The following is a 21,291-nucleotide window of genomic DNA, read 5'->3' as shown; positions in this document are numbered from 1 at the left end:
GCCAAAACCACCAATCAATCCCACACTCCTTCCCGCGCAAAAGAAAAAGCACCTTCAATTAGCTATAAAACCAATGGATTCTTTATAAAATAAAAAGCGTGAGCTATTGGGCTCACGCTTAAGAATAATTTCAATTTTTTAGTTGTTATTTTTATACTTGTCCCCAAACCTCAATTAAATTTCTAAGTTTATTGATTAAAAGATTGTAACCCCTACTATAAGAAATACTATTATTACCAAAGGAAGAATGATAATCATAAAGGATATTATTATTGTTAATAATGCTTTCCATGCTGAAAATTGGTGTGCTTCTCCTAAACATTTTAAGGAAATAATGATTGTCCAAATTCCAATAACTATATCAATTATGGCAAAAATAAGAAACAAAATCGTTAAAGTTATGCTACTCTCCATTTTCGGTGTCTCACTCGTAAAGTTTTCTATCCCAAACAAGAAAAATGAAGGCACCCAAACTAATATAAGAGAATAAACGTAAGGGATATAAGAATAGGCAACGGAGTAACGTGTTTTTTCAAAGGTACCTTGTCCACCAAGTTTTTTTGCTACCCAATTAAATAACGCTGGTAGCAAAAAATAATAAATTAAGAAGGCAACGAAGGTACCGAATATAACCATTGAGATTATTGAAACTGGACTACTTATTGAATCCGCCATATTTTTAGAAGATGCTCGATCTAAAGTCTGTACGAATGAGCCTAATAAAATGAGTAAAAACACATTCTTAGGTTTGGATATAAAAATTTCTTTCATTGTATCACGTGGTTTTGTCCAAATGGAGAACCAAGGATTAAGTGCACGTTTAAATTGATTTTCTGGAGTTTCCATATAAAAAACATTCCCCTTTCTTAAAACATATTAAATATAATTTCCTAATCATTCCAGTTATGTACATATAAACATTAAAGCATAAATAGTCGATTATTTAAATGTAAATATTCAATCATTTAATTTCATCTGAAACTTAGGGGGAGTGCTTCTTAACAACTCCCTCCATATTGCGCTGCATTTTTAACTATAGGCTAAGTAGTTACTTTCAATTTTGAGTACCTCATATTCTTTAATACATTGGATAAACAGTTATAATCTTATCATTAATAAGAACAAACCTAATTTCCATTCCTTCAGATGTTTTACCAGAATATAATCTTCCACTTATACATCTTTCATTGCTATAAGCCTCGTGAATGGCTTCCATAAGAAGAATGCAATTATACACTTGAAATGCAACAAATCCTCTTTAAAAGCCTATACGTATTTTCCCTCCATCTTCTATATGCTTCCGTAAATAATAATACTTATGGAGTTCTATAATCATATAAAACAAACCAAACGAAAACACTGTGCATGCACACATAAATACAATCGCACCCATCTGTTGTGTTGCAATGCTAAGAATTATATTAGCATTTAACTGCCCCGATCCCGCTGCAATAGCTGCTACTTTTACACCACCAGTTCCTTTCGATGATTTTGATTTTTTTCTTGGTTCCTGAAGCTTTTCAATATGATTTTTATAAAAATAATACAAAGCGAAACTATACAAACCAAATGAAAGAATAAAATAGATGGGAGTTTGTAATTGTAACACTTCATAAGCATATTTTTGAGTTATAACCAATAATCCGACTGAACATATGGCGCCATATACTCCTCGAAATAGAGTGTATTGTAACTGTCGTTTCCGAGGATTGATAGCAATCCATATCGCCCACAAATTTTAAAAAATAACTGGAAGAGTTACTATATATACATAGAGTAATTGAAAAGGATTCGCAAACGCAGGCAAGAGAACAAACACGTCTGCCCCCAAAAGGACAAGAACAATTACGTGGACTCTTATTTCATTTACAGGATAAAGAGCCATATAATGTGCAAAAGCTTTCTTATTAAAATCTATACTTTTTTTCATGTTAATTAGACCACCCCGTTACTGTTCCAATCAGTAAAAGTTTCATAACTATTCATTCTCTCCCCCTAAATTTATCCATAATATTATGAGCAACTATATTCCATAGTAAAGAAAGTACGGTAACAAAAAGTACAGCTAAAGAAAAATAAATCCTATCCTTCCATGTATCATGTACAATCATGCCTAGTATAATCATTATTAACGCACCAACACATATAACTATTTTTGAAAATTTTCGCATTCTATTATCTCGCTTCCTTCTCAAACTTAAATGAAACTCCTGCGGAATCTATAACCATACCCACCTATTACAATCTCACCTTTGGAACTTATATCATAATCACCTAATACAGGTATATAATTAGGTATCTTAATTTTAGTAATTTCCGCTTCATATGTTTGCAACACTATCAACGTTTCAAATGTCCTTTATACATTCCTTATTTAACCCCAAAACATTAAAATATGAATATTATAAAAATTAACTATCTACTTCCCATCAAAATTATGGTAATCCTATTAAACCTGGGGTTACCCCTTCCACCTTTGCCCATCCAAACGAGCACTCAACTAACATTTGATTCTTACACTTAATTTTTAATAAACCTTCTTCTTCTATCGTATTTATTTCAAAATAATCAATTATATTTTCTGTCCCTAAACCTTTTATTGTTAAATTATGAATAGTAAAGAAAGATATCTCTACATAAATTACATCCCACTTATTCCATCGCTTTGGCTTGTTTTCCACATTTTCCTTTGTCATCAATTGAATAACTAAAGTCGGACCATCTCTTTTAATGGGAGTTCCATTTGTAATAAACTTTCTGCCTCATCTATCTCATCTTGATATATAGGATAGAAAATAGGTTTCTGTTTAGAACGGACACTTCTGTCTGCTACAACATATTCTTTCAAAAAATTAAACATAATTTTTACTACCTCCTATTAAAGAAGGGCTGTTTTCAATGCTTCCTCAAGCATTGTGTTGCAATCATTATATGTATTCATCACTGTACCAGATGGTTTATCAAGTTCTAAATAAGTACCATCAGATAAGTTTTTACAGAACCATGCTATATTTGAATCTCCAAGGAAAAGATACTCTTTTTGAAATTCATTTTCATACCAAATCTCATTGGTTTCTATAAGCCCGCAAATTGATTCGTCCCTTTCTGTATCCAACAAATAAGAGTCAACTCCATAAAGTACTAGCCCGTTAAAATCTAATCCATTTACAGTTTTAAGAAACTCCTCATATTCACTCGGGAGGTCAACATTAAAACTCTTTTTCATGCGTTCTCTTAATTTCTTAACTTCACTATCTGTTGCTGGTGTATTCAGTTTATCATTAAAACTTTTCTCTATTTTTTCAATTTCTAAAATCAGATTTTTCCACATATAAATTTCACCATTGCTTCAGCTTGAATCAGTTCAAAAATTTCTTTTTCATTTCCCTCATAATTGTTTAACATTCTTAGAATTTTTAAATCCTTTACATCCATGTCACTAACTCCTATCAATTATTTTAGGACTTTCTTTTACATGTTTGCTTCTGAATCCCATACCTCGATAAATTCAAAACCTTTTAAATCACTTTCTAACAATGTATTTCTAAATTCATCTGATACAAAAACGGAAGGAATATGTAATATTTCATTTAAGTAAACTTTAAATATTGTTTGGTTCTTAACCATATTAGGTAAGAATGCGTATTTTTTGAAATCTATTACTAAGCCAGAACGTAGTTTCTTTAGTATAGCTTTCTCATAGTCAATAGCATCTATTGCATTTAAAACGTTAATTATATAATACACTTCTCCCGTCACATCATGAATTAGGGGAAGAAATTCTACATTATCACCAAGTATAGACTCTAAAAATTTTTTAGCTTTCCCACTAACCATTGGTGTACCAACTTCTCCCCAAAAATGAGGCAAATCACTTTGATTTCCTTCCTCTACACATTTAATACGTATTTCTCCCCATGAATCAGATGCTTTTACTGCCGAGTCAATTTTTCCTTCAAAATACTTTTTAGAATCTTCTTCTAAGTTCAATAGTTGAAAGGATTCATAGTCATCAAATGAACTCTTTAATTCCCAAATTTTCATTTTTACTCTCCTTTGTTATTTTTCTATTATAAGATTACTCTTTCTTCGGTTTATTTAATTTTAATTCACCATTCAATAAACGTTCTCTTATATCATGTAAGGCGTCAACAGCATCTTCTTGAGTACCGCCCCGTTTCTTAACAAGACTTAATACTCTCTCTACTTCAAGTATATACTCTGAACTATGCTTCCCTATGTGTAAGACTTCAGTAGTCACGTATTTATTAACTTTATAAGGTAAAAATACTCCATTAGCCGCCGAATCATGGTCTATCCCAAATTCCTTTAATAATTTTTGTGCCTTTTCTGCCCTACTATCATTCCAAGGTGTTAGATGATGTGCTGCATTAGAATATGGGGGTGATTCAATCCCTGCATCTTTTCCCCCATGCTCCAATCTTTTTTTCTGCGTTATGAATCCCTCCAAAACCAGGATGTAGTGGCAGCGGAACACCAACAGCTTGACCACCACCAATATGGTGATGGACTAATTTAGTTCCACGTAATCCAGTAAAATCATATTGTAGAAATTCCCCTCTAAATCATTAAGGATTTAGAGGGGAATTTCTTTATCACATAAGTAATATCATTTCTTATTAAATTTACTGTGTATCAGTTCAAAGAATTTATTTGTACCAAGTGAAATTGCGCCAATAATAAGAACACCAATAATAAAATAAATCTTTTTAAATAAGTTGTAAGGAGATAAAATAGCAACTACAAGAAGTATTATAATTGCAACGAATGTGACTAATTTCCCAACTTTAAATGCTTGCATATCAGCTTTCCTCCTTCTGGATAAAAACAGCCAATATAGTCATACATCACAGGTTCTTTAACCATAAGTTTTTGTTTCCTTCCATAAATCACAATACTTAAAATTCAATAAACCTCTTTAAAAGGTTTCATGTGTTCTACCCCCATCTTCTATATGCTTCCTTAAATAATAGTACCTATGGAGTTCCATAATGAAATGAAACAACATAAACGAAAGCATGGAGTATACACACATTAATACAATTGCTACCATCTTTTGTGTTGCAAAACCAAGACTGATATTAGCAATGAGTTGACCCAATCCTACAAAAGCCACTACTCCAAAACTAGAGTTTTTTTTCGATGATTTTGATTTTTTGATTGATTCCTGAAGTTTTTTAATATGATTTTTATAATAATAATGCAAAGCAAAAATATACAAACCAACCGAAAAAATAAAATAGATAGGAGTTTGTAATCCTAACATTCCATATGCAAACTTTTGGGTTATAATTAATAATCCTACTGAACATACGATGCCAAATACCCCACGAAATAGAGTGTATTGTAATTGCCGCTTCCTAGGATTTATAACAATCCATATTGCCCATACATTTAAAAAAGCAACTGGTGGAACTATTATGTACATATATATCGGTTGAACAGGATTCGCAAAAGCAGGCAAAAGCACAAATATATCTGCTATCCCAATCACAAGAGTAATTATAGTCGATCTTATATCATTTACAGCATAAAGAGCCATATAATATTCAAAAGCTTTTTTATTAAAATCTGTATTTTTTTTCATGTGAATTAAACCACCCCGCTACTGTTGACTAAGTTTTTTTCACACCCGTTTTCACCATATCTTTAATACTATCATCTTCACCATCATCATCTAAATCAACATCCCATTTCACACCTTCTGTGAAATATTATTCCCTTCTCGAAAAGAAGATCAACCCATTAATAAAATCTAGGCTTATCAAAAATTTCAAAAAGCCGGAGATTTTGCTGGTATGTCCAAGTTTAGTAGATTACTTGCAAGAACTTCGCACCAAAACCACCTTAAATCAGTATGCCACAATTATCATAAAACAAGTTAAATACCAACGTAATCAAAAGTTATTCGAAGCATCTAGAGCAGCATATGAAATTGGCAGAAAGGAAGATATTTAGATAGGAAGAATTTTTTTCATAAAAAAGACATGCTAAATTATAGCATGTCATCTTTTAAAGATTTCTACCAAAACGTTTAAAGTATTCTTACTAAAAGGATATTTATAAACAAAAGCTTTATTTACATTTCTAATAACTTTTCACGTAAAACTAATTCTTCATCTGTCATGTATCCTTTATGCATTTCTTCTGTGATTTTATCGTAGTTAAAACACAACACATTCTCATTACCTATAAATCCAATAGGGTAAAGAACACCTACATAATCAAATTCACGTTTATCTTCTGAAATAGCCATTCTTCCAATAATCATAACGCTTTGTTCCATATCTTCTAGCTTAACTACTGTTCCAATTGGTAATAGTTTCATTGATACTTTTGCCTCCTAAATATTGAATAAATTCCGAGAATTATAAATCTACTATTTTTTCTTATTGTCTATACGTTTATAGATATACTCTACTGTAAAGTATGCAATAACATTGCAAATTAGCAGCAAACCTATAAGTAAAATTTTATCTTCTAACCGTATAGTAGAAGAAGCCCCAATTAACAACATAAACATAATACATACAGTAAAAGTCAGAATTCTATTTATTGTACGCATATCTTAATTACTCCAGTCTTATATTAATCCCGTTTTTTTGTAAATTTATCATAAAATTTCTCTTGCGCCCACCGTCCAAATTTTAAAAAACATATTAAACCTGCTCCCAAAAGAATGAGAACGATAGTTCCTAACAACTTTTCCCACCAATTGTTGGATGGAGTAATCATTAACCCTATAATAGATACGGATATTACGACATAAACTAAAATATATAATGGTTTATACGATGGTGTTTTCATATCATTTTTTCTCCTCAGATTTTTCAAATTTAAAACTACTTCCCACAGTAAACCCCTCTAAAACAGGAACTGTTATACCAGTTTCTTTTCCAACGCTACCTTTCAAACCTATTGCGCCCAATCCCAAATCACCTTTAATTTTTAGATCTGTATCTCCAATAATTGGCAACCAATCTGGAAAATGTAGCATACTTACTTCTACTTCATACTTAAGTGTAGAAGCTTCCGATGCTGCTTTTAAGGAGTAATCGTCAATACCTGCTACAACTTCTCCTGAAAAAATTTTTTGAGTAACTGTAACCTCTCTATCTTTTAATTGTATAATACCTAAAGGTGTCATGAAAGGAATTGTGGATTTAAATTTATATGAGTTATCTAAAATACCTGCTTCCCCTTTTAAACCAATAACTTTACTAGCAAATACATCTTCTTTTAAACTCTTCCAATCATAGGGTATATTCACATCCAATTGCCCAGCTATAGCCTTTGTTGAAAGCTCATCAATATATCGTTCCTTAGTAAGCTTATCACCATTAGAGAAGCTGCTCTTTTTTCCCATTATAGACCCTTCAGCCTCAAATCCAATTCGCTTTCCTTCTTTACCCTTTACTGATCCCTCCATGAACTTAGCATCTTCGTCTCGTGACTTTTTCTTATCTGCTTCAAGAGTTTTCTTTTCTGTAATTTTCTTTTCTGTAATTTTCTGAATAGGCGCTATCCAATCCATATTCAACCCTTGCGTACTAAATGTACCACTTGCAGGACTAAAGCCTTTTCCACTTTGAACTTCCGCCAAACCTGTCGCAATGCTAACAGCTAGTTGGAGAGCAGTATCATAATTACTACTAGAAGTATAATTAAATTCATATAGATGTTCTAGTTTTTCTTGCAGTTTTTGCCTCATCACAGTAAAAAGATTTACCATAGCGTCCATACCTGGGATTGGCATAGCTTGACTGATGGCTTCCATACTTGCTTTCATTCGGTCAATTTCTCGAATTTGTTCTAATATTTCTTGTTCAATTACATCTGTGGAAGCGACTTGTGATTGAAATTGACTTGGAAAAGCATCGTTCTGACGAATTAACTCTTCACACAGATAAATGATTCCTTGCGCTAAAGGACGAAAGGTTTGTACAAAAAATGATTTTGCACTGCTATAAGTTTGTCCTTGTAGAACAGTATCAATTGCAAAGGCATCAATTGACTGAATGACTTGTTCCATACCTTGAATGGTAGCGTTACATACAGCATTCATGCTTTGAGTTTGGCTTTGTACTTCTCCTAAATACATATTTAAACTCATGCATTGACCTCCCTCGCTAATTGTTGTTGTTGATAGGAAAGGTCGTTTTCTAAATCACTAAGCTTTCGTCTTTCTTTAAGCAGCGTTTCTTTTTTGTTTTCCAATTCAAATGTGACTTTTCGTTCAATATGTTGTGCCTCTTGATATGTATTCATAAAAAACTGAGACATTTCTCTATCACCATGCCAAGTTCCTAAAATTCGATCAAACAAACGATGGTTTCGACCTCTCCATTCATAAAAATTTGCTTCCGCTTGCTCCTGAATGTAAATCGCGGATTGATTTCGGTCTTGTTCTTCAAATACACTTCTTAACTTTTGATTTACTTGATTGATTTGTTTTTCAATATCTTGACTCATTATATTCCTCCTACCATTTTACCTTTACGTAGGTTGTCACATTAGCGAAAAGTGTTGTGAAGTTCGTTATCCATTCTCTCAAACTCTTGGGCTACTGAATGAATATTATCGATCGCTTGTTGAAAGGCCGTGGAAAATTGTTTCGTAAAATCTAACATTTGTTGATTCGCTTCTTGTGCTTTTGAATTAACAGATAGTGTTGTACGCGTCGCCTTTGTTATAGAACGATTTGTTGCACTTTGGATTATATTCGAAGCTGTTCTCATCTGCGTAGCAATTTGTTGTGCCGTTTGAAAATTACTTTGAAATTGTCCCATCACTCAAATCCTTTCTCTAATTTTCAGAAGATGCCAAAGAAATCCCAATAAATATATGAAAATTCCCTATTAATATCACTCTTTTTAAACGTGTGTCCAGCTAAGTTGGGCATGCAATCAAATGAGCCATACACTATAAGCTGTATGGCTCATTTGAAATGCCTGTTATATAGAGTATGACAATTTTTATTTCAAACCGAAATTACGTGATAATTCTTCATCATGAGAAGCAACAGCTTCTGCAGTTTTATTAAGCTGCATATTAATTTCTTGTAATAGCTGTGCGAAGTTTTGTACTTTTGGCTTTAATTGATTGAACTGTTGATCAAAACCTTCGAAAGCACGACCTTCCCATTCTCCTCTTAATTCATTTTGTAAATTTTGTAGTTGACTTAAAATGTCCTCAATTTGATTTGCACCTTGTCCATATTGAGCTGCTTTCGATTTAAGCTCCTCTGGTGACATACGAATTTGTCCAGCCATTTTCATTTCCCCTTTAATACATAATGAGCAAAATATAAATTGGTTAATTTTACTAAATATATTATAATGTATTATTTTGAACTTTAAAACATTTTATCTTTCTATTGAATATTAGAATATTAATATTCAACTTTTTCTTACTTTACAAGATTTTATGCAAAAAAGACCACCAAAAGGCAGTCCCTGAAAACTCAATCCCATCCCACGCTCCACTACTTTCTCATACAAATAATTCGCAACGATAGTATCTACTACAGCCAAACCAACTGATTTGAAAATAGTAATCTCTTCATCATTTTCGTGACCAGCTTTTCCCCCTTATAATTTAACCAATTTCGGCGTGGAGATTGCTAGTTTTATCAAAATTTGAAGATTACCTGTTTCTAGATCCTATTCAATTAAGCAATCCTACAAATGCCTCTTCTTCCTCATCTATAAAACCTACAAATATAATTCCTTCAATATCCTCATGATTAAATACAAATGTATAATCAGGATTCATGTATCCTTCTGGATAAAAACAGCCAATATAGTCATACATCACAAGTTCTTTAATCCCAAGTTTTTGTTTTCTTCCATAGTTATTTATGTGAATTCAGCTCGTTTTTTTTGTTTTGGGTGAAAAAATTTTTAACTTGATAGAAATGTGGTGCTGCACCTATTAGGCAAATTTGACAAAGAAAAGATACCCAAAGGTGCCTTCCTCCCACTTGAACCATCTTAATTTTATTGTGTTGTTATTATATAAGAAAAGAAGACATCACTTAAGATGTCTTCTTTTCTTGTACACTTGGTGTTAAGAAGGTATTTATTGCTTAAAAACCATAAAAAAATATAACAATCATCGAGTAAACCTATTATAGCATCAATAAATAGAGTTTTTATATGCATTTTTACATATATATAGATTTATTTATACTTTATCTATATAGTTAAATTGTCTGTTTCTTGTTTTAATTCGTTTGTTTATTTTGAGTGCTCCAGCAATGGAGCCTTTTTTTATGCAATAAAACATTTTCTTAGCATTACTTAGTTGATCTATATTAACTTTACCCTCTTAAATTATATCTATATTTTACCAAACAATTATGTAGATAACCAGTTTTTTCTAATAATCTAGTGGATTGATAATTTTAATGGTAGTTATTAATACTTACAGGAAAATTCAGTATGAAATGGAAATTGAGAAATCAAGAATTATAAAAAACTTATAGTATCTTTTGTAAAAGTATATTTATAATTTGTATATTAATATGTTATAATTTAATTTCTAAAACTACCAAAAAAGGACTGCCAGTAATGGTGGTCTTTTTTAAATTGGTAAGATTGTACTAGGTTGAGCAAAAAAATGGAACCGAAAAAGTTATTTCTAATGAGGATAGCCTTCTTATGATGAAGTTTCATTCAGTGGATCTGCAAGCAAACATAAAAGAAGGAAAAAATTACGATTTTACTTTACGTGGATATAGAGTACCTATACTTTCATGGTTTCCAAATTTAGATGGTGCCGAACCACAAAATTAGCACTATTCTTTAATAAAAAATCCTACTCATTTTTTAATGAGTAGGATTTTTTATTAAAGAGCTATTTCGTATTAATTTGCGCCATCATTTAATATGCTATTTTTAAATGATTTCCAAATTTGATGACTAATTATCTAAATTTCTAAACTCTATACAGCACTATCAATTAAACAATTATTAGATATATCTTCTCTCTAAAACATCGTATTATCATTAGCTGCTTCACTTGGAATCTCTTGAATTACATCCCAGTGTTCGACAATCTTTCCATCCTTGATACGAAATATATCCACTATAGCAACTCCCTTATCTTGAGAATTAGTACGAGAATGTACATGAAGAGCAACTGTATCCCCTTCAGCTACTACACGTTTAATCTCTGCAGAGGAATTAGGATTTTTAACAAAATCCTCCTTAAAGAAATCCATGAAGGCTTTTCGTCCATCAGCAACAAAAGGATTATGTTGCTTATAATCTTCGCTAACATATTTAGGGATAATATCGATATTATGTTTGTTAAAAACTTCATTATAGAAATCAACTACCATCTTTTTATTCTTTTCATTTTCTTTTACTTCTTTTGATACAGAAGCGACATTTTCGCTCTTTATTGAGTTCCCTTTGTTATTACCGGTGGAAGCTTGAAATATCAAAGTCGATACAATTCCTAAAATAAACACAGAAATAATTATTACTATTAAACTTTTCTCTAATTTCATATATACCTACCTCTTCTACTTAAATAAGTTTTCTTCTATAAAAAGCTTGAAGAAGGAGAAACCTTCCCCAAAATGTAATGTCAGGGGTAATGTTAGGAATTTCATTTATCCTAACCTCCCCCTATACAAGGCATATTAGAAACGATTAACTCTAACTTAATACCTCATTAACAGTTGCACTGTCCACAATTTGAATAAACTTCTTAACCTTATCGTTCTCATCAAACTTATAAAGATGACAAAAATCTGCTACAAATGACTTCCCTGTAGCTTTATATGTTCCACTATATTTTCCATAAACGATAACAGTATTGTTATTAAAAGCATAAATTTCATCTTTAGCGCTATAGTCATCCCATTCTGTGCCAAGACGTTCATGTACGTTTTTCACTACTTCATCTGGACCTATATAAGTACCTGCATATGGAAACCCAGCAGCTTCTGTCCAAGATACATTTTCACTTAAATACGTTTTGAACGCATCCAATTTCCCTTCGCCAGTTAACACATACGTTTCATGTAATAGTTTTTGATATTTATTCATATCATTAACCCCAAGGCATTTCTTTTGTTACAACTTTTGCACTTAATTCTAATACACCTTTATTTGCATAGCCTGGATATGCTGCTTCAAGTTTTGCCACAAAATCTTTTGAAGTTCCACTTTCCTCAGAAGCTTGAACCGCCGTTCTTAGATAATCCATTGTCGCAGTAAGTGCTTGATTATTTAGGGATTTTTCGATTGATCCATGGCTAGGCACAATTATGTCAGCATGTAATGCTTGTAATACTTTCAAGTTCTCAATCCATGCCTCCATAGCCGCTTTTGAGCTAGTATCCGCTAAGAATACATGTATTTCGTTAAATACATCGATACCACCAATTAATACTTTTAGTTCTTTATTAAATAGGCTAGTTCTGTAATGATCTAAGCCTACTAGTTCAAATGTTAACCCCTGAAAATCAATCGCTTTTTCTTTAAATACTTGAGGTAATACCACGTTACTTGGTGCATTTTCTCCAAGGGCGTCTTTCCAAACTTTTAATTTCCCTAAGACAGAATGAACGATATGTTCAACAGTAGACTCTGTTGCATACGCTATAGCTTCTGGGTAAACGGCTTTAATGCTCTCTAATCCAAAGTAGTAGTCTGGATCCCCATGAATAATAAAGATTTTATCTAAAGATAAGTTGTTTTTTTTCAGATACTCAACAATTTCTTTCGAATCAGATTGAGTAAATTTTGAGTTTATTAAAAATGCATGTCCTGCTTTCTCAACTAATGTTGCTGTGACCATAAAGCTTTTTTCGTCCGAACTAAACACCGTTAATTTCACATCTTTTTGATTTGTATCGATTGTTTTAAACATAGTATGTTATTCTCCTTTTGTTAAAGTTATTAACTAATTATCATATTTTTATCTTGTTCCGATAAAGTGAAACTTTAATCAGTGGGGGTTTTGTTCATCCCCCACTGATTATTAGCCCACACCAATCGGACTTTTACGGACAGTTGATCCCCCACCTAACTTCTTTGCTTCCACTGAATTTTGAGGTGGGGGTCTTACTGCCCGTTAAAGCGGGATAAAATCTCCCACTCCCATTTATCTGAAAGTGTAATAGTACTAGCGAATATTCCGGAGATCAATGTCAGGTGGCCTAAGATAACGTGTTTGCTACTATATCCTAAATTTTCTTAATATAAATTTTTAAAACGCGCTTCAATTTTATCCGGTGTCATTACGCCACCACCAATAGGAATAATTTGATTATCCTTTTGTAAAAGTAAGGAAGGATAGCTATTAACACCAAGCTGTCGAACTTTATTGAAATCATTTTGGACATCTATTATTGTTTCTTGAGCGTTTAAACGTTCTAATACTTGTTCAGGGTCCAAACCATGCTCGATTGCAATCTTGCGATATGTTTCAGGATCACTCAGACTTTGTCCCTCATAATAAAACGCTTTTTGCATAGCCGAAGTGAATTCTAATAAACGGTCTGGCGCTAATGAGCGTAAAGCTGAAAAGCCAATTGCAGCATCTTTCGAATTCATTTTAAAAGTCCCTTCCTCCACCAATTTTTGATAGGAAGGACCAAATTCAGCACCTGTAAGTTGATTAATTCTTTTATTTCCTTCTTCTATATATGAGAAGTTTTTCATTGGTAAATTATCTAAAAATAGCCCTCCACATAAAACCGTTAATGGTACTTCAGTGTGGTTTTTGTAAAATCCTTTAATACTTTCTGAAAAACCATAGCACCATCCACAATATGCATCCCATACGTAAATAAGATTATCTTGTTTCGTCTCCATTTAAATCTCCTACCTTTTTTTATTATCCAGCTCAACTAAATTTTTGGTTTATATAAGTACATATTTTTATACCTTGTTCTTTTTTAGATACCTTACTATATTTCCCCAAAACTAATATTTCCAAAGAAAGATCCACCAAGGTTTTTAACAAAAGATAACATTGCACCTTATTGCCCCGTAACAGAAAATACTAAAGCTTGGAATATGCATTGATTTGAATGTGTTAGTAACTTTCTACACCGGGTGGCAACGTATGGACCACCATCCTTAATTAAATATATAAATCATATTTTTAGCAGACATTAGTTGTAACTAAATTAATTACATCTTTATGTAACCATTTTAGTTACAACTAATATAGAAGTCAATTCTTTTTTTCGAAAACATTAAATTTCTACATTATAACGAAATTCTGTGTTAACTTGTAAAAAAAAAGAGGAGCCATCTCCTCTTCATAAATAAACACTATTTAATTTGTTCCTTATACTCATGGTTAACAACTACATACCACTTTCCTGTATCAAATTTTTCTTTATTAATCACGTAAACTTTACTTTCTCTCATTACCTCCCCTGGTTTTAATCCCTTAGTAATACTAGAGGTCTCGCCTTTTTCAACCGCATAACTACTAGCTGCCAACACATCACTTTGGTAAGCATTATCATTTTCATCCACTAAATCCACTGATGGTAAAACGGCTAATTTCATCGGTTCGTTTGTGATATTTTTCCCTTCTGCTTCTACAACAATAAAGACATGTCCATCTTCAGGTTTTTGGAATCCTATACTCTCTTTACCAACCTTATCTCTTTCTACAACTCTTTTTACAGTTACATCAAATTTAGGTGTATGAAAATCCTTGTTTACAGCATACTCTTTTTCTTTTATTTTTGATTTCTCTTTTGCTTGTTCTGTATTTTTCTGCTTTGTATTCTCTTTCGTTTGCGTCTCATCAGTCGTTTGCACTTTCTTTTCTTCTTGTTTAGAATTGGTTTCTTTAGATTCTGAAGAAGTTTTGTCGGATGTATTGCCACAACCAGATAAATTGAATACTAAAGCGCCACCTAAAATACATGTAGTAAATTTTTTCAACATCTCTTTTTATCCCCCAATAACACGATATGTAAATTCCTTACTTATCATAGCAAAAAATATGATCTTAAATTGTTGTAATGTGTCGAATAATTAAGAATAATCAATTGCTTTTACGTAAAATAAGAAGACCACGAATAATTAACCTCGTAAAATGAGTAAAAAAACTAGCAGCTTACAGAAAACCCCTCTAAAATGATTGTTATATATACTCGGAACTGTAGAATGGGATTAAAGACAAAAAACACATTTAGGAGGTTATCATGACATTTGATGAACTGAAAAAAAACAAACCAACAACCCAATGGATTGAGAATGATGAAGATGGGGAATTTTTCACTGAAGAAAATATAAGTGCAACAAATAAAGTTCTTGATACTTACATAAATAATTTAGAGAAATTGGGAAAAAATCCAACTGAAATTGAAATAATGCATGTTGTTAAAAAGGTTGTTCTTAACATAAATGAATTAAATGACGAACATGACTATTTTATTGAAACAATGGAAAGAGAAGATCTCTATGAATTTATCGATACAGCAGCACGAATAGCTGGCTTAGAATCCGAGGAAGATATAACAGAAGAATGGCGAGAATGGTAAAAAGTTGCCCCTCTAATAATTAGAGGGGCAACTTTTTTCATATACCAATTGAATGAATGATTTGATATCCGCACAGAATTCATACATTGCAACATAATATTAAAAGGATTCAATTATAAATACTAGCACACCCACATCAACAAAAAAGACCACCAAAAGGCAGTCTCAAAACTCAATCTTATTCCCTACTCCTTGCTCCACCGCTTTCTCATACAAATACTTCGCAACAATAATATCTACTACTGCCAAACCAACCGATTTAAAAACAGTAATCTCTTCATCATTTTCGCGTCCAGCTTTTTCTTTGCTTATAATTTGACCAAGTTCAGCGTGAATGGCGTTTGCTTTGAATAGACCTTCTTTTATCGGAACTTGAAGGTCTCCTGTTTCGTCTAGTGCTGCTTTTTTTGATTCAACTACTACTTTGTTTGCTTTAGCTATGGCATGTGAGGGTAGTTCTTGCATGCTCGGTCTGAATGAGCCGACGGCGTTTACGTGGACGCCTTTTTGTAGTGTTTCTGAGAAGACTGGTGTGGATGCATTCGTAGTTGTGACGATGATGTCTGCTTCGCTTATTGCTTCATTCGCATTGGTGTGAACATATGCAGGTTTGTTGAATCTCTCTTGTATATACTCCGCAAATGCATACGCCTTTTCTTCTGTGCGATTGTATAAGATGACTTTTTCGATAGCTCTTACCGCAAATACAGCTTCAGCAATTCCTTTCGCTTGTTCACCCGTGCCGATAATGCATAAAGTTTTTGCGTTATGACGAGCTAAATATTTTGTCGCTACTCCTGATAAGGCGCCTGTTCGGATCATCGTTAAGTACGATCCTTCTAAAAGTGCGAGCGGTTCTCCCGTTTGAAAGTCTGATAGCATCACAATCCCGTTGATCGTTTTCTTTCCTATCTGTTTATTTTGCGGGACTACCGTTACTACTTTTAAGCCAAGTGCCTCAAGCCCTTCCGCTACTGAAGGCATAATTAATGCCGTATTTCGCTCGTTCGCAAATGGTAATGAGCCCCTTATTGGTGTAATCGTTCTTTCTGCGGAAAATTCTTTTAAAGCAAGCGCCGCGTATTCAATAACTTCATTCATATTTACTAAGTTTCTTTGTTCGTTCGCGCTTATGACTAGCATATCTTTCCACCCCCTCCTTCTATCCTAACAAAAATCCACGGTTCAAATCATCTCTCGGGTCTACAACGAACTGATGAAATCCTGTAATAAAGGCATGCCCCGTTACTTTCGGAACGACAGCTTCATATGTATCTACTGCGGTTACCGACAATACTTCCCCCTCGAATTTCCCGTCAGTAATGCATTCATGGACGAAAATTTCTCCCTTTTGTAAAGCATCTTTTCCAAAAAGAGTTGCGATTCTTGCGGAAGTTCCTGTACCGCAAGGAGAACGATCTACTTGCCCATCAGCAAAGATTGTTACATTTCGTAAAGTTGCGTCTTCTCCTTTCGGTTCATCTGAGAAAATAACGCCGTATATCCCTTTTAATCCTTCTTCAAGTGGATGCTTCACTTCCATTTTGCTCTCGATGTAGTGCTTAATTTTACCGCCCCACGCTTGAATAGCAGATAAATCCTTGAAATCAACTTTCAAACCAAATTCTTTACAGTCTACTACCGCATAAAAAGCTCCGCCAAACGCGATATCTACTTGAAATTCATAGTCATCTATTTTAATAGGAACGTCTTTTTTGTATACAAATGAAGGAACATTTTCAAATGATACAGATTCTACTTCACTCCCGTTATATGTTGCATACGCAATGACTTCCCCAGCAGGGCTATCAATAATGAACTGTTGTTTCTCACCTGTCACTTCAAACATGCCTGTTTCAATTCCAACTGTAATAACAGCGATAATACCGTGACCACACATCGTACTCCAGCCTTCATTGTGCATAAATAATACGCCAAAATCAGCGTGAGCACTTGCTGGCGGTGTAATGATACAACCGTACATGCCGTGATGCCCTCTCGGTTCATACATCAGAACTTCACGAAGATGGTCCAAATGTTTTATGCAGTACGCGCGTCTTTCCAGCTGCGTTTCCCCTTTTATTTCTGGCACGCCGCCTGTAATAATTCGAAGTGGTTCCCCAGCTACGTGAGCATCAATTGTTGTGTACACTTTACTAACCTTCATTTCTATCTCTCCCCTATATGTTGATACTCTTTTTATTGCAAATATCATGCCAACGCATAGGATATAAATTTGTATACATTGTTTAAAAAAGCATACATTACTGTCTATTTTTTTATACACTGTCCAGAGGCTATGTTATGGAGCACCTTGATACAACCAGTCTTATTATTTTCACTGGAAAGTTACTTCCACCCCCAACATATACTGTTCAAAAGCAAAAAGGAAGTGATCCCATGTATTACGGAACAAAAGGCTGGTACGTAGCTGAACTAAAAAAATTAGGCGTACGCTATCATGAAGGACGAAAACTAGAAAGTTACCGCGGACACATCTTGCGCAATTTACTACTTGCACAACAAGAGAAATTAAAAGAACAGTAATATTCTAATGTAACGATATCGGCGATTCTCGGAATATATCAGCGATTCAACACAATATATCAGCGATTTTTTAAATTTATCGGCGATTCGACATGCAATATCGACTTACAGACAAATTTCGCTAATTCATCTACCTAAACCACCAACCAATTACACATCAATACAAACAAAAAAGGTCACCCAAACGGGTGACCTTTCTTTCTTATTCACAAACAAGAATCTGTCTAGTAAATGATCCTTTTCTTGTAATACAGCGATCTGTAATTTCGAATCCTGCTTCATGGATCATGTCGTCCATTGTTTCCATCGTGACAACGACTACTTTTTTCGCGATGCGGCGTGCACTTGAGAGAATTGATAGTTGATCTTCTGGTGTGGCGTGCGTAAATAGGTCGTACGGCATATCGATAATGGCAACGTCGTAGTTCTCAGTAATTTCCTCGATTGGACCTTTTGTTACTGTTCCTTCAAATCCGAAATGCGCGATATTTTTTCTCGTTCCAAGAACTACAAGTGGATTTATATCTCTACCAACGATGTTAATCCCCATAGAAAGTGCTTCTACTACTACTGTTCCAATACCGCAGCACGGGTCAATTGCTCGTACTCCCTCTGGATTTGGTACAGCGATATTTGCAACTGATCTCGCAACACGTGTGCTAAGAGATGTCGAATAACTATGCGGTTTTTTTATGTGATGATACCAAACGGGTTCGCTTTCTACATAGTGCCCGAAGTACCAGCGTCCTCCAAGAGGAACAATCCCGAATACACGCTCTGGATTACGAACATCCGCTTCTCCTTCAATATGCATGCCGAGGTCTCGTTCAATAAGACGTCTTTCTCCATATTCAATTTTATTCTCTCCAACAAGGTCATTGATTTTAACGAAGATAACTTTAAATGTCGCTCCCGCCAAATCAATTTGTTCCACTTGTTTTAAAATGCTTTCTAAGTCGTCCCCTTCATACATAACCTCAACGCGCTCTTTTATAAACGCACTTCTACTCGGGTCAATTTTGACATCACTTTTTAAAATATTAACGTGGGACTCCATTCCAAAGAACGAGCGCATTTCCAAGTAACATAAAGCACGCTCCTCCTCACGAAATGCATACGTATATATACAGGCAGGTGTTTTACTATGATTATTCAATCTATTATCATCCTCTATCGTTTAAAATTCTTCTGATTACAATTACTCAAATACTTTTCTTTTGTATATAAAATTAAATGATATCATATGCCGGAAATAAAGAGAAACGTTAATAAATAAAAGAGACTGCCAATGGCAATCTCTTATTATTTATTAACGGAAAGAAGACACGTTGTTACCCATTTCTTCATAGTAATCTAAAATACCTTGATAAATAGCTTCCGCTGCACTTTGTCTCTGCGCTGGTGTAGCTATTTTATCTGCATCACTTTTATTATCTACAAATGCTAATTCTGCTAATACAGCTGGCATTGTATTTTCTCTAATTACGTATAAATCGCCTTTTTTCACACCACGATCTTTTGTTCCCAGTGCATCTACAAGACGCTCTTGAATTTTTTCTGCTAGTAAACGACTTTCTGATACGTTAGGATTTGTTCCTCTTGCTGTCGCTGATTCATAGTAGAACGTTTCTGTACCTTGTCCATTTTTCTCTTCCGTGCCATTACCATGAATACTTACAAAAATATCCCCATTATTTTTTTGAGCAAATTCTACACGTTTCTTTAAAGAATCAGAAGCACTTGTTCCTGGACGTGTATCATCTGTACGAGTGAATAACACAGTAAATGGTGTCTTTTTCTCAAATATTTTCTGTAATCGTAGTGATACATCTAATACAGTTTCACTTTCTTTCTCATAATAACCTGGATTACCTGAATCCGCTCCCCCATGACCTGGATCAATGATAATCGCTTTGCCCTCTAAGAAGTTACCTTGCTTGACTGGATTTAATTGATTTTTATTAACCCATTGGAAACCAGCGCCCATACGGATACGAATCCAGCTGCCGTTCTCTTCAATAACAGTTACTTGTTGTGCGTTATGTGTTCCCATTACTTTTGAAGAAGAAGAAGCTTCTGCATAAGTAGTGAATCCTTCATTAATAACTTCTGTTTTCTCTACTAAAGGTGTCCATTTATCACCTTTACTTGTAGCAATTTTGATCCATCCATCTCGTTCTTCTTTAATTTCAACCATTTGTGGATTATGCTGATTTGCACTAATCCCAGAACTTAATGATGGTGCGTGATATGTAATGAATTTTCTATCTATGTACATTTTCTTTGTTTCTACTGGACGATCACTATTCTTGCTAAATTTATCTGTTTGCGCAGTAAGTTGAGCTGCTTGTTCACGCGTAATAGAATCATTCGGTTTCCAGCCATCCTCTGTACCTAACGAAAGTTTTAATTCTACTAAAATATTAACTTCTTCTTTACCCCAATGATTCTCTAAATCAGCAAATTTTGTAGGAACTGGTCCTGTTACTTTGCTTTTCAGATTATATGCTCTTACAAGCATAGCTGCCATTTCAGCACGAGTTACTTTTCCTTCAGGATCAAATACTCCTGGTTCTCGCCCTTTAATAATATTCTCTTTTTCCATGGCTGCAATAAATGAAGCTGCCCAATTATTTTTTGCATCATTATAAGACGGCTTTGCATTTGGATCTATTTTAGCACCAATTGCTGTTGCGATAATCTTTGCTGCCTGAGCACGTGTTAAATTTCCGTATGGCATAAAGTTACCATCTGGCATACCGTTAATTACATTTCTCTCTACTAAATAATAAATTGCGTCTTTTGACCACGCACTATCTGAAACATCAGGAAATTTCTTCGTTTCTGCTAAACTACTAATTGGATGTGCTAGTAAATTTGCTGCTAATAAACCTGCGGCTATTGCTTTGTACTTCATGAAAAATAAATCTCCTCTCAAAACTTCATATTCATACAATTTTTTTAATCAAGCTAACTAAAAAATATTAACTATTAATTAATTCCTTTCATAGTGTATAACATTATATATCTATAGTAAATACGTTTCCGGCCGTATAAAAAAAATCGCATATATATAACTTATAATGAATGTATATAAAAAGCTTTAATCAGCCCTCACCAATCGGGCTTTTACGGGCAGCCCGCCCCCATCTAACTTTTTTGCTTTCGCTGAATTTTGAGGTAGGAGTCTTACTGCC

General features: G+C 33.7%; 24 protein-coding genes and 7 pseudogenes. 3 read left to right on the top strand and 28 right to left on the bottom strand.

The annotated features are described in order from the left end of the window. Positions 1-195 precede the first annotated feature (195 nt). The 19 genes and pseudogenes from BHV55_RS04810 to BHV55_RS04710 form a co-directional block, all read right to left on the bottom strand. Positions 196-846 carry a Yip1 family protein gene (locus BHV55_RS04810; protein WP_070757307.1) on the bottom strand — a complete coding sequence of 217 codons (651 nt, stop codon included), beginning with the start codon at positions 844-846 and terminating at the stop codon, positions 196-198. Positions 847-1,258: 412 nt separating this feature from the next. Next, positions 1,259-1,930: pseudogene (locus BHV55_RS27400) on the bottom strand (hypothetical protein). A 505-nt stretch (positions 1,931-2,435) separates the two neighbouring features. After that, a pseudogene (locus BHV55_RS04790) lies at positions 2,436-2,732 on the bottom strand (immunity 50 family protein); the annotation flags it as partial. Next, positions 2,714-2,860 (bottom strand): annotated as a pseudogene (locus BHV55_RS04785) (SMI1/KNR4 family protein); the annotation flags it as partial. The pseudogenes BHV55_RS04785 and BHV55_RS04790, both read right to left, overlap by 19 nt. A gap of 18 nt (positions 2,861-2,878) precedes the next feature. Next, on the bottom strand, positions 2,879-3,331 hold the full coding sequence (locus tag BHV55_RS04780; protein ID WP_000265786.1) for a YrhA family protein: 453 nt from the start codon (positions 3,329-3,331) through the stop codon (positions 2,879-2,881). A gap of 140 nt (positions 3,332-3,471) precedes the next feature. Continuing rightward, positions 3,472-4,044, bottom strand: a complete 573-nt coding sequence (locus BHV55_RS04775) for an imm11 family protein (RefSeq protein ID WP_000707082.1) — start codon at positions 4,042-4,044, stop codon at positions 3,472-3,474. 34 nt (positions 4,045-4,078) lie between these two features. Further along, the gene (locus BHV55_RS04770; protein WP_210436360.1) at positions 4,079-4,441 is read right to left on the bottom strand and encodes an AHH domain-containing protein; all 363 of its coding nucleotides are present in this window, start codon (positions 4,439-4,441) and stop codon (positions 4,079-4,081) included. Continuing rightward, positions 4,410-4,523 (bottom strand): annotated as a pseudogene (locus BHV55_RS27395) (hypothetical protein); the annotation flags it as partial. The pseudogene BHV55_RS27395 and the gene BHV55_RS04770, both read right to left, overlap by 32 nt. A 107-nt stretch (positions 4,524-4,630) precedes the next feature. Further along, positions 4,631-4,822 (bottom strand): hypothetical protein, encoded by a 192-nt coding sequence (locus BHV55_RS04760; RefSeq protein WP_001147554.1) that lies wholly within the window; start codon positions 4,820-4,822, stop codon positions 4,631-4,633. Between the two features lie 11 nt (positions 4,823-4,833). After that, positions 4,834-4,926 (bottom strand): annotated as a pseudogene (locus BHV55_RS04755) (DUF4176 domain-containing protein); the annotation flags it as partial. Between the two features lie 13 nt (positions 4,927-4,939). Further along, positions 4,940-5,608, bottom strand: coding sequence for a hypothetical protein (locus BHV55_RS04750; protein ID WP_061139746.1), 669 nt, complete (start codon positions 5,606-5,608; stop codon positions 4,940-4,942). A gap of 492 nt (positions 5,609-6,100) precedes the next feature. After that, complete coding sequence (locus BHV55_RS04745) at positions 6,101-6,349, bottom strand: DUF4176 domain-containing protein (protein ID WP_000771621.1); 249 nt, start codon at positions 6,347-6,349, stop codon at positions 6,101-6,103. A 260-nt stretch (positions 6,350-6,609) separates the two neighbouring features. Further along, complete coding sequence (locus BHV55_RS04740; RefSeq protein ID WP_000856866.1) at positions 6,610-6,828, bottom strand: hypothetical protein; 219 nt, start codon at positions 6,826-6,828, stop codon at positions 6,610-6,612. 1 nt (position 6,829) lies between these two features. Beyond that, positions 6,830-8,134 carry a T7SS effector LXG polymorphic toxin gene (locus BHV55_RS04735; protein ID WP_070757311.1) on the bottom strand — a complete coding sequence of 435 codons (1,305 nt, stop codon included), beginning with the start codon at positions 8,132-8,134 and terminating at the stop codon, positions 6,830-6,832. Next, a complete protein-coding gene (locus tag BHV55_RS04730) occupies positions 8,131-8,493 on the bottom strand; it encodes a DUF3958 family protein (RefSeq protein ID WP_070757312.1) in 363 nt (120 codons plus the stop codon). The genes BHV55_RS04735 and BHV55_RS04730 overlap by 4 nt, the downstream gene beginning before the upstream one ends. Positions 8,494-8,534: 41 nt before the next feature. Continuing rightward, a complete protein-coding gene (locus BHV55_RS04725; RefSeq protein ID WP_016121983.1) occupies positions 8,535-8,810 on the bottom strand; it encodes a TIGR04197 family type VII secretion effector in 276 nt (91 codons plus the stop codon). 186 nt (positions 8,811-8,996) lie between these two features. Beyond that, on the bottom strand, positions 8,997-9,293 hold the full coding sequence (locus BHV55_RS04720) for a WXG100 family type VII secretion target (protein ID WP_000918587.1): 297 nt from the start codon (positions 9,291-9,293) through the stop codon (positions 8,997-8,999). 126 nt (positions 9,294-9,419) lie between these two features. Continuing rightward, positions 9,420-9,611 (bottom strand): annotated as a pseudogene (locus BHV55_RS04715) (hypothetical protein); the annotation flags it as partial. A 76-nt stretch (positions 9,612-9,687) separates the two neighbouring features. Next, positions 9,688-9,873, bottom strand: a pseudogene (locus BHV55_RS04710) (DUF4176 domain-containing protein); the annotation flags it as partial. An 809-nt stretch (positions 9,874-10,682) separates the two neighbouring features. On the opposite strand from BHV55_RS04710, the gene BHV55_RS27640 reads away from it, so the two are divergent. After that, positions 10,683-10,817, top strand: a complete 135-nt coding sequence (locus BHV55_RS27640; RefSeq protein ID WP_000975273.1) for a hypothetical protein — start codon at positions 10,683-10,685, stop codon at positions 10,815-10,817. 194 nt (positions 10,818-11,011) lie between these two features. Here the strand turns inward: BHV55_RS27640 and BHV55_RS04705 are convergent, their stop codons facing one another. The 5 genes from BHV55_RS04705 to BHV55_RS04685 form a co-directional block, all read right to left on the bottom strand. Then, a complete protein-coding gene (locus tag BHV55_RS04705) occupies positions 11,012-11,536 on the bottom strand; it encodes a nuclear transport factor 2 family protein (protein ID WP_000764219.1) in 525 nt (174 codons plus the stop codon). A gap of 151 nt (positions 11,537-11,687) precedes the next feature. Then, positions 11,688-12,080, bottom strand: coding sequence for a nuclear transport factor 2 family protein (locus tag BHV55_RS04700; protein ID WP_001046361.1), 393 nt, complete (start codon positions 12,078-12,080; stop codon positions 11,688-11,690). Positions 12,081-12,084: 4 nt separating this feature from the next. Further along, complete coding sequence (locus BHV55_RS04695; RefSeq protein WP_000477273.1) at positions 12,085-12,906, bottom strand: MBL fold metallo-hydrolase; 822 nt, start codon at positions 12,904-12,906, stop codon at positions 12,085-12,087. Between the two features lie 326 nt (positions 12,907-13,232). Then, a complete protein-coding gene (locus tag BHV55_RS04690) occupies positions 13,233-13,853 on the bottom strand; it encodes a DsbA family protein (protein ID WP_000448622.1) in 621 nt (206 codons plus the stop codon). Positions 13,854-14,318: 465 nt separating this feature from the next. After that, a complete protein-coding gene (locus BHV55_RS04685) occupies positions 14,319-14,948 on the bottom strand; it encodes a hypothetical protein (protein WP_061655628.1) in 630 nt (209 codons plus the stop codon). A 260-nt stretch (positions 14,949-15,208) separates the two neighbouring features. On the opposite strand from BHV55_RS04685, the gene BHV55_RS04680 reads away from it, so the two are divergent. After that, complete coding sequence (locus BHV55_RS04680) at positions 15,209-15,547, top strand: hypothetical protein (RefSeq protein WP_070757314.1); 339 nt, start codon at positions 15,209-15,211, stop codon at positions 15,545-15,547. Positions 15,548-15,712: 165 nt separating this feature from the next. On the opposite strand, the gene BHV55_RS04675 is transcribed toward BHV55_RS04680, so the two are convergent. Next, positions 15,713-16,690 (bottom strand): ornithine cyclodeaminase family protein, encoded by a 978-nt coding sequence (locus BHV55_RS04675; protein ID WP_070757316.1) that lies wholly within the window; start codon positions 16,688-16,690, stop codon positions 15,713-15,715. A gap of 19 nt (positions 16,691-16,709) precedes the next feature. Continuing rightward, entirely contained in the window at positions 16,710-17,714 is a 1,005-nt protein-coding gene (locus BHV55_RS04670; RefSeq protein ID WP_070757318.1) for a proline racemase family protein, read from the bottom strand. A 137-nt stretch (positions 17,715-17,851) separates the two neighbouring features. Here BHV55_RS04670 and BHV55_RS04665 point away from each other — a divergent pair, with 137 nt between their 5' ends. Beyond that, positions 17,852-18,094 (top strand): YflJ family protein, encoded by a 243-nt coding sequence (locus tag BHV55_RS04665; protein WP_139147411.1) that lies wholly within the window; start codon positions 17,852-17,854, stop codon positions 18,092-18,094. Between the two features lie 202 nt (positions 18,095-18,296). Here BHV55_RS04665 and BHV55_RS04660 read toward each other — a convergent pair whose 3' ends face one another. Both BHV55_RS04660 and BHV55_RS04655 read right to left on the bottom strand, forming a co-directional pair. Next, positions 18,297-19,250 (bottom strand): TRM11 family SAM-dependent methyltransferase, encoded by a 954-nt coding sequence (locus BHV55_RS04660; protein WP_001059316.1) that lies wholly within the window; start codon positions 19,248-19,250, stop codon positions 18,297-18,299. 153 nt (positions 19,251-19,403) lie between these two features. Further along, a complete protein-coding gene (locus BHV55_RS04655; protein ID WP_000875320.1) occupies positions 19,404-21,011 on the bottom strand; it encodes an N-acetylmuramoyl-L-alanine amidase in 1,608 nt (535 codons plus the stop codon). Between the last annotated feature and the right edge of the window lie 280 nt (positions 21,012-21,291).

Source organism: Bacillus sp. RZ2MS9 (assembly GCF_001816185.2).
Lineage (GTDB): Bacteria > Bacillota > Bacilli > Bacillales > Bacillaceae_G > Bacillus_A > Bacillus_A cereus.
The sequence above is the reverse complement of the archived record's forward strand: the minus strand, read 5'-3'. Positions and strand labels throughout refer to the sequence as shown.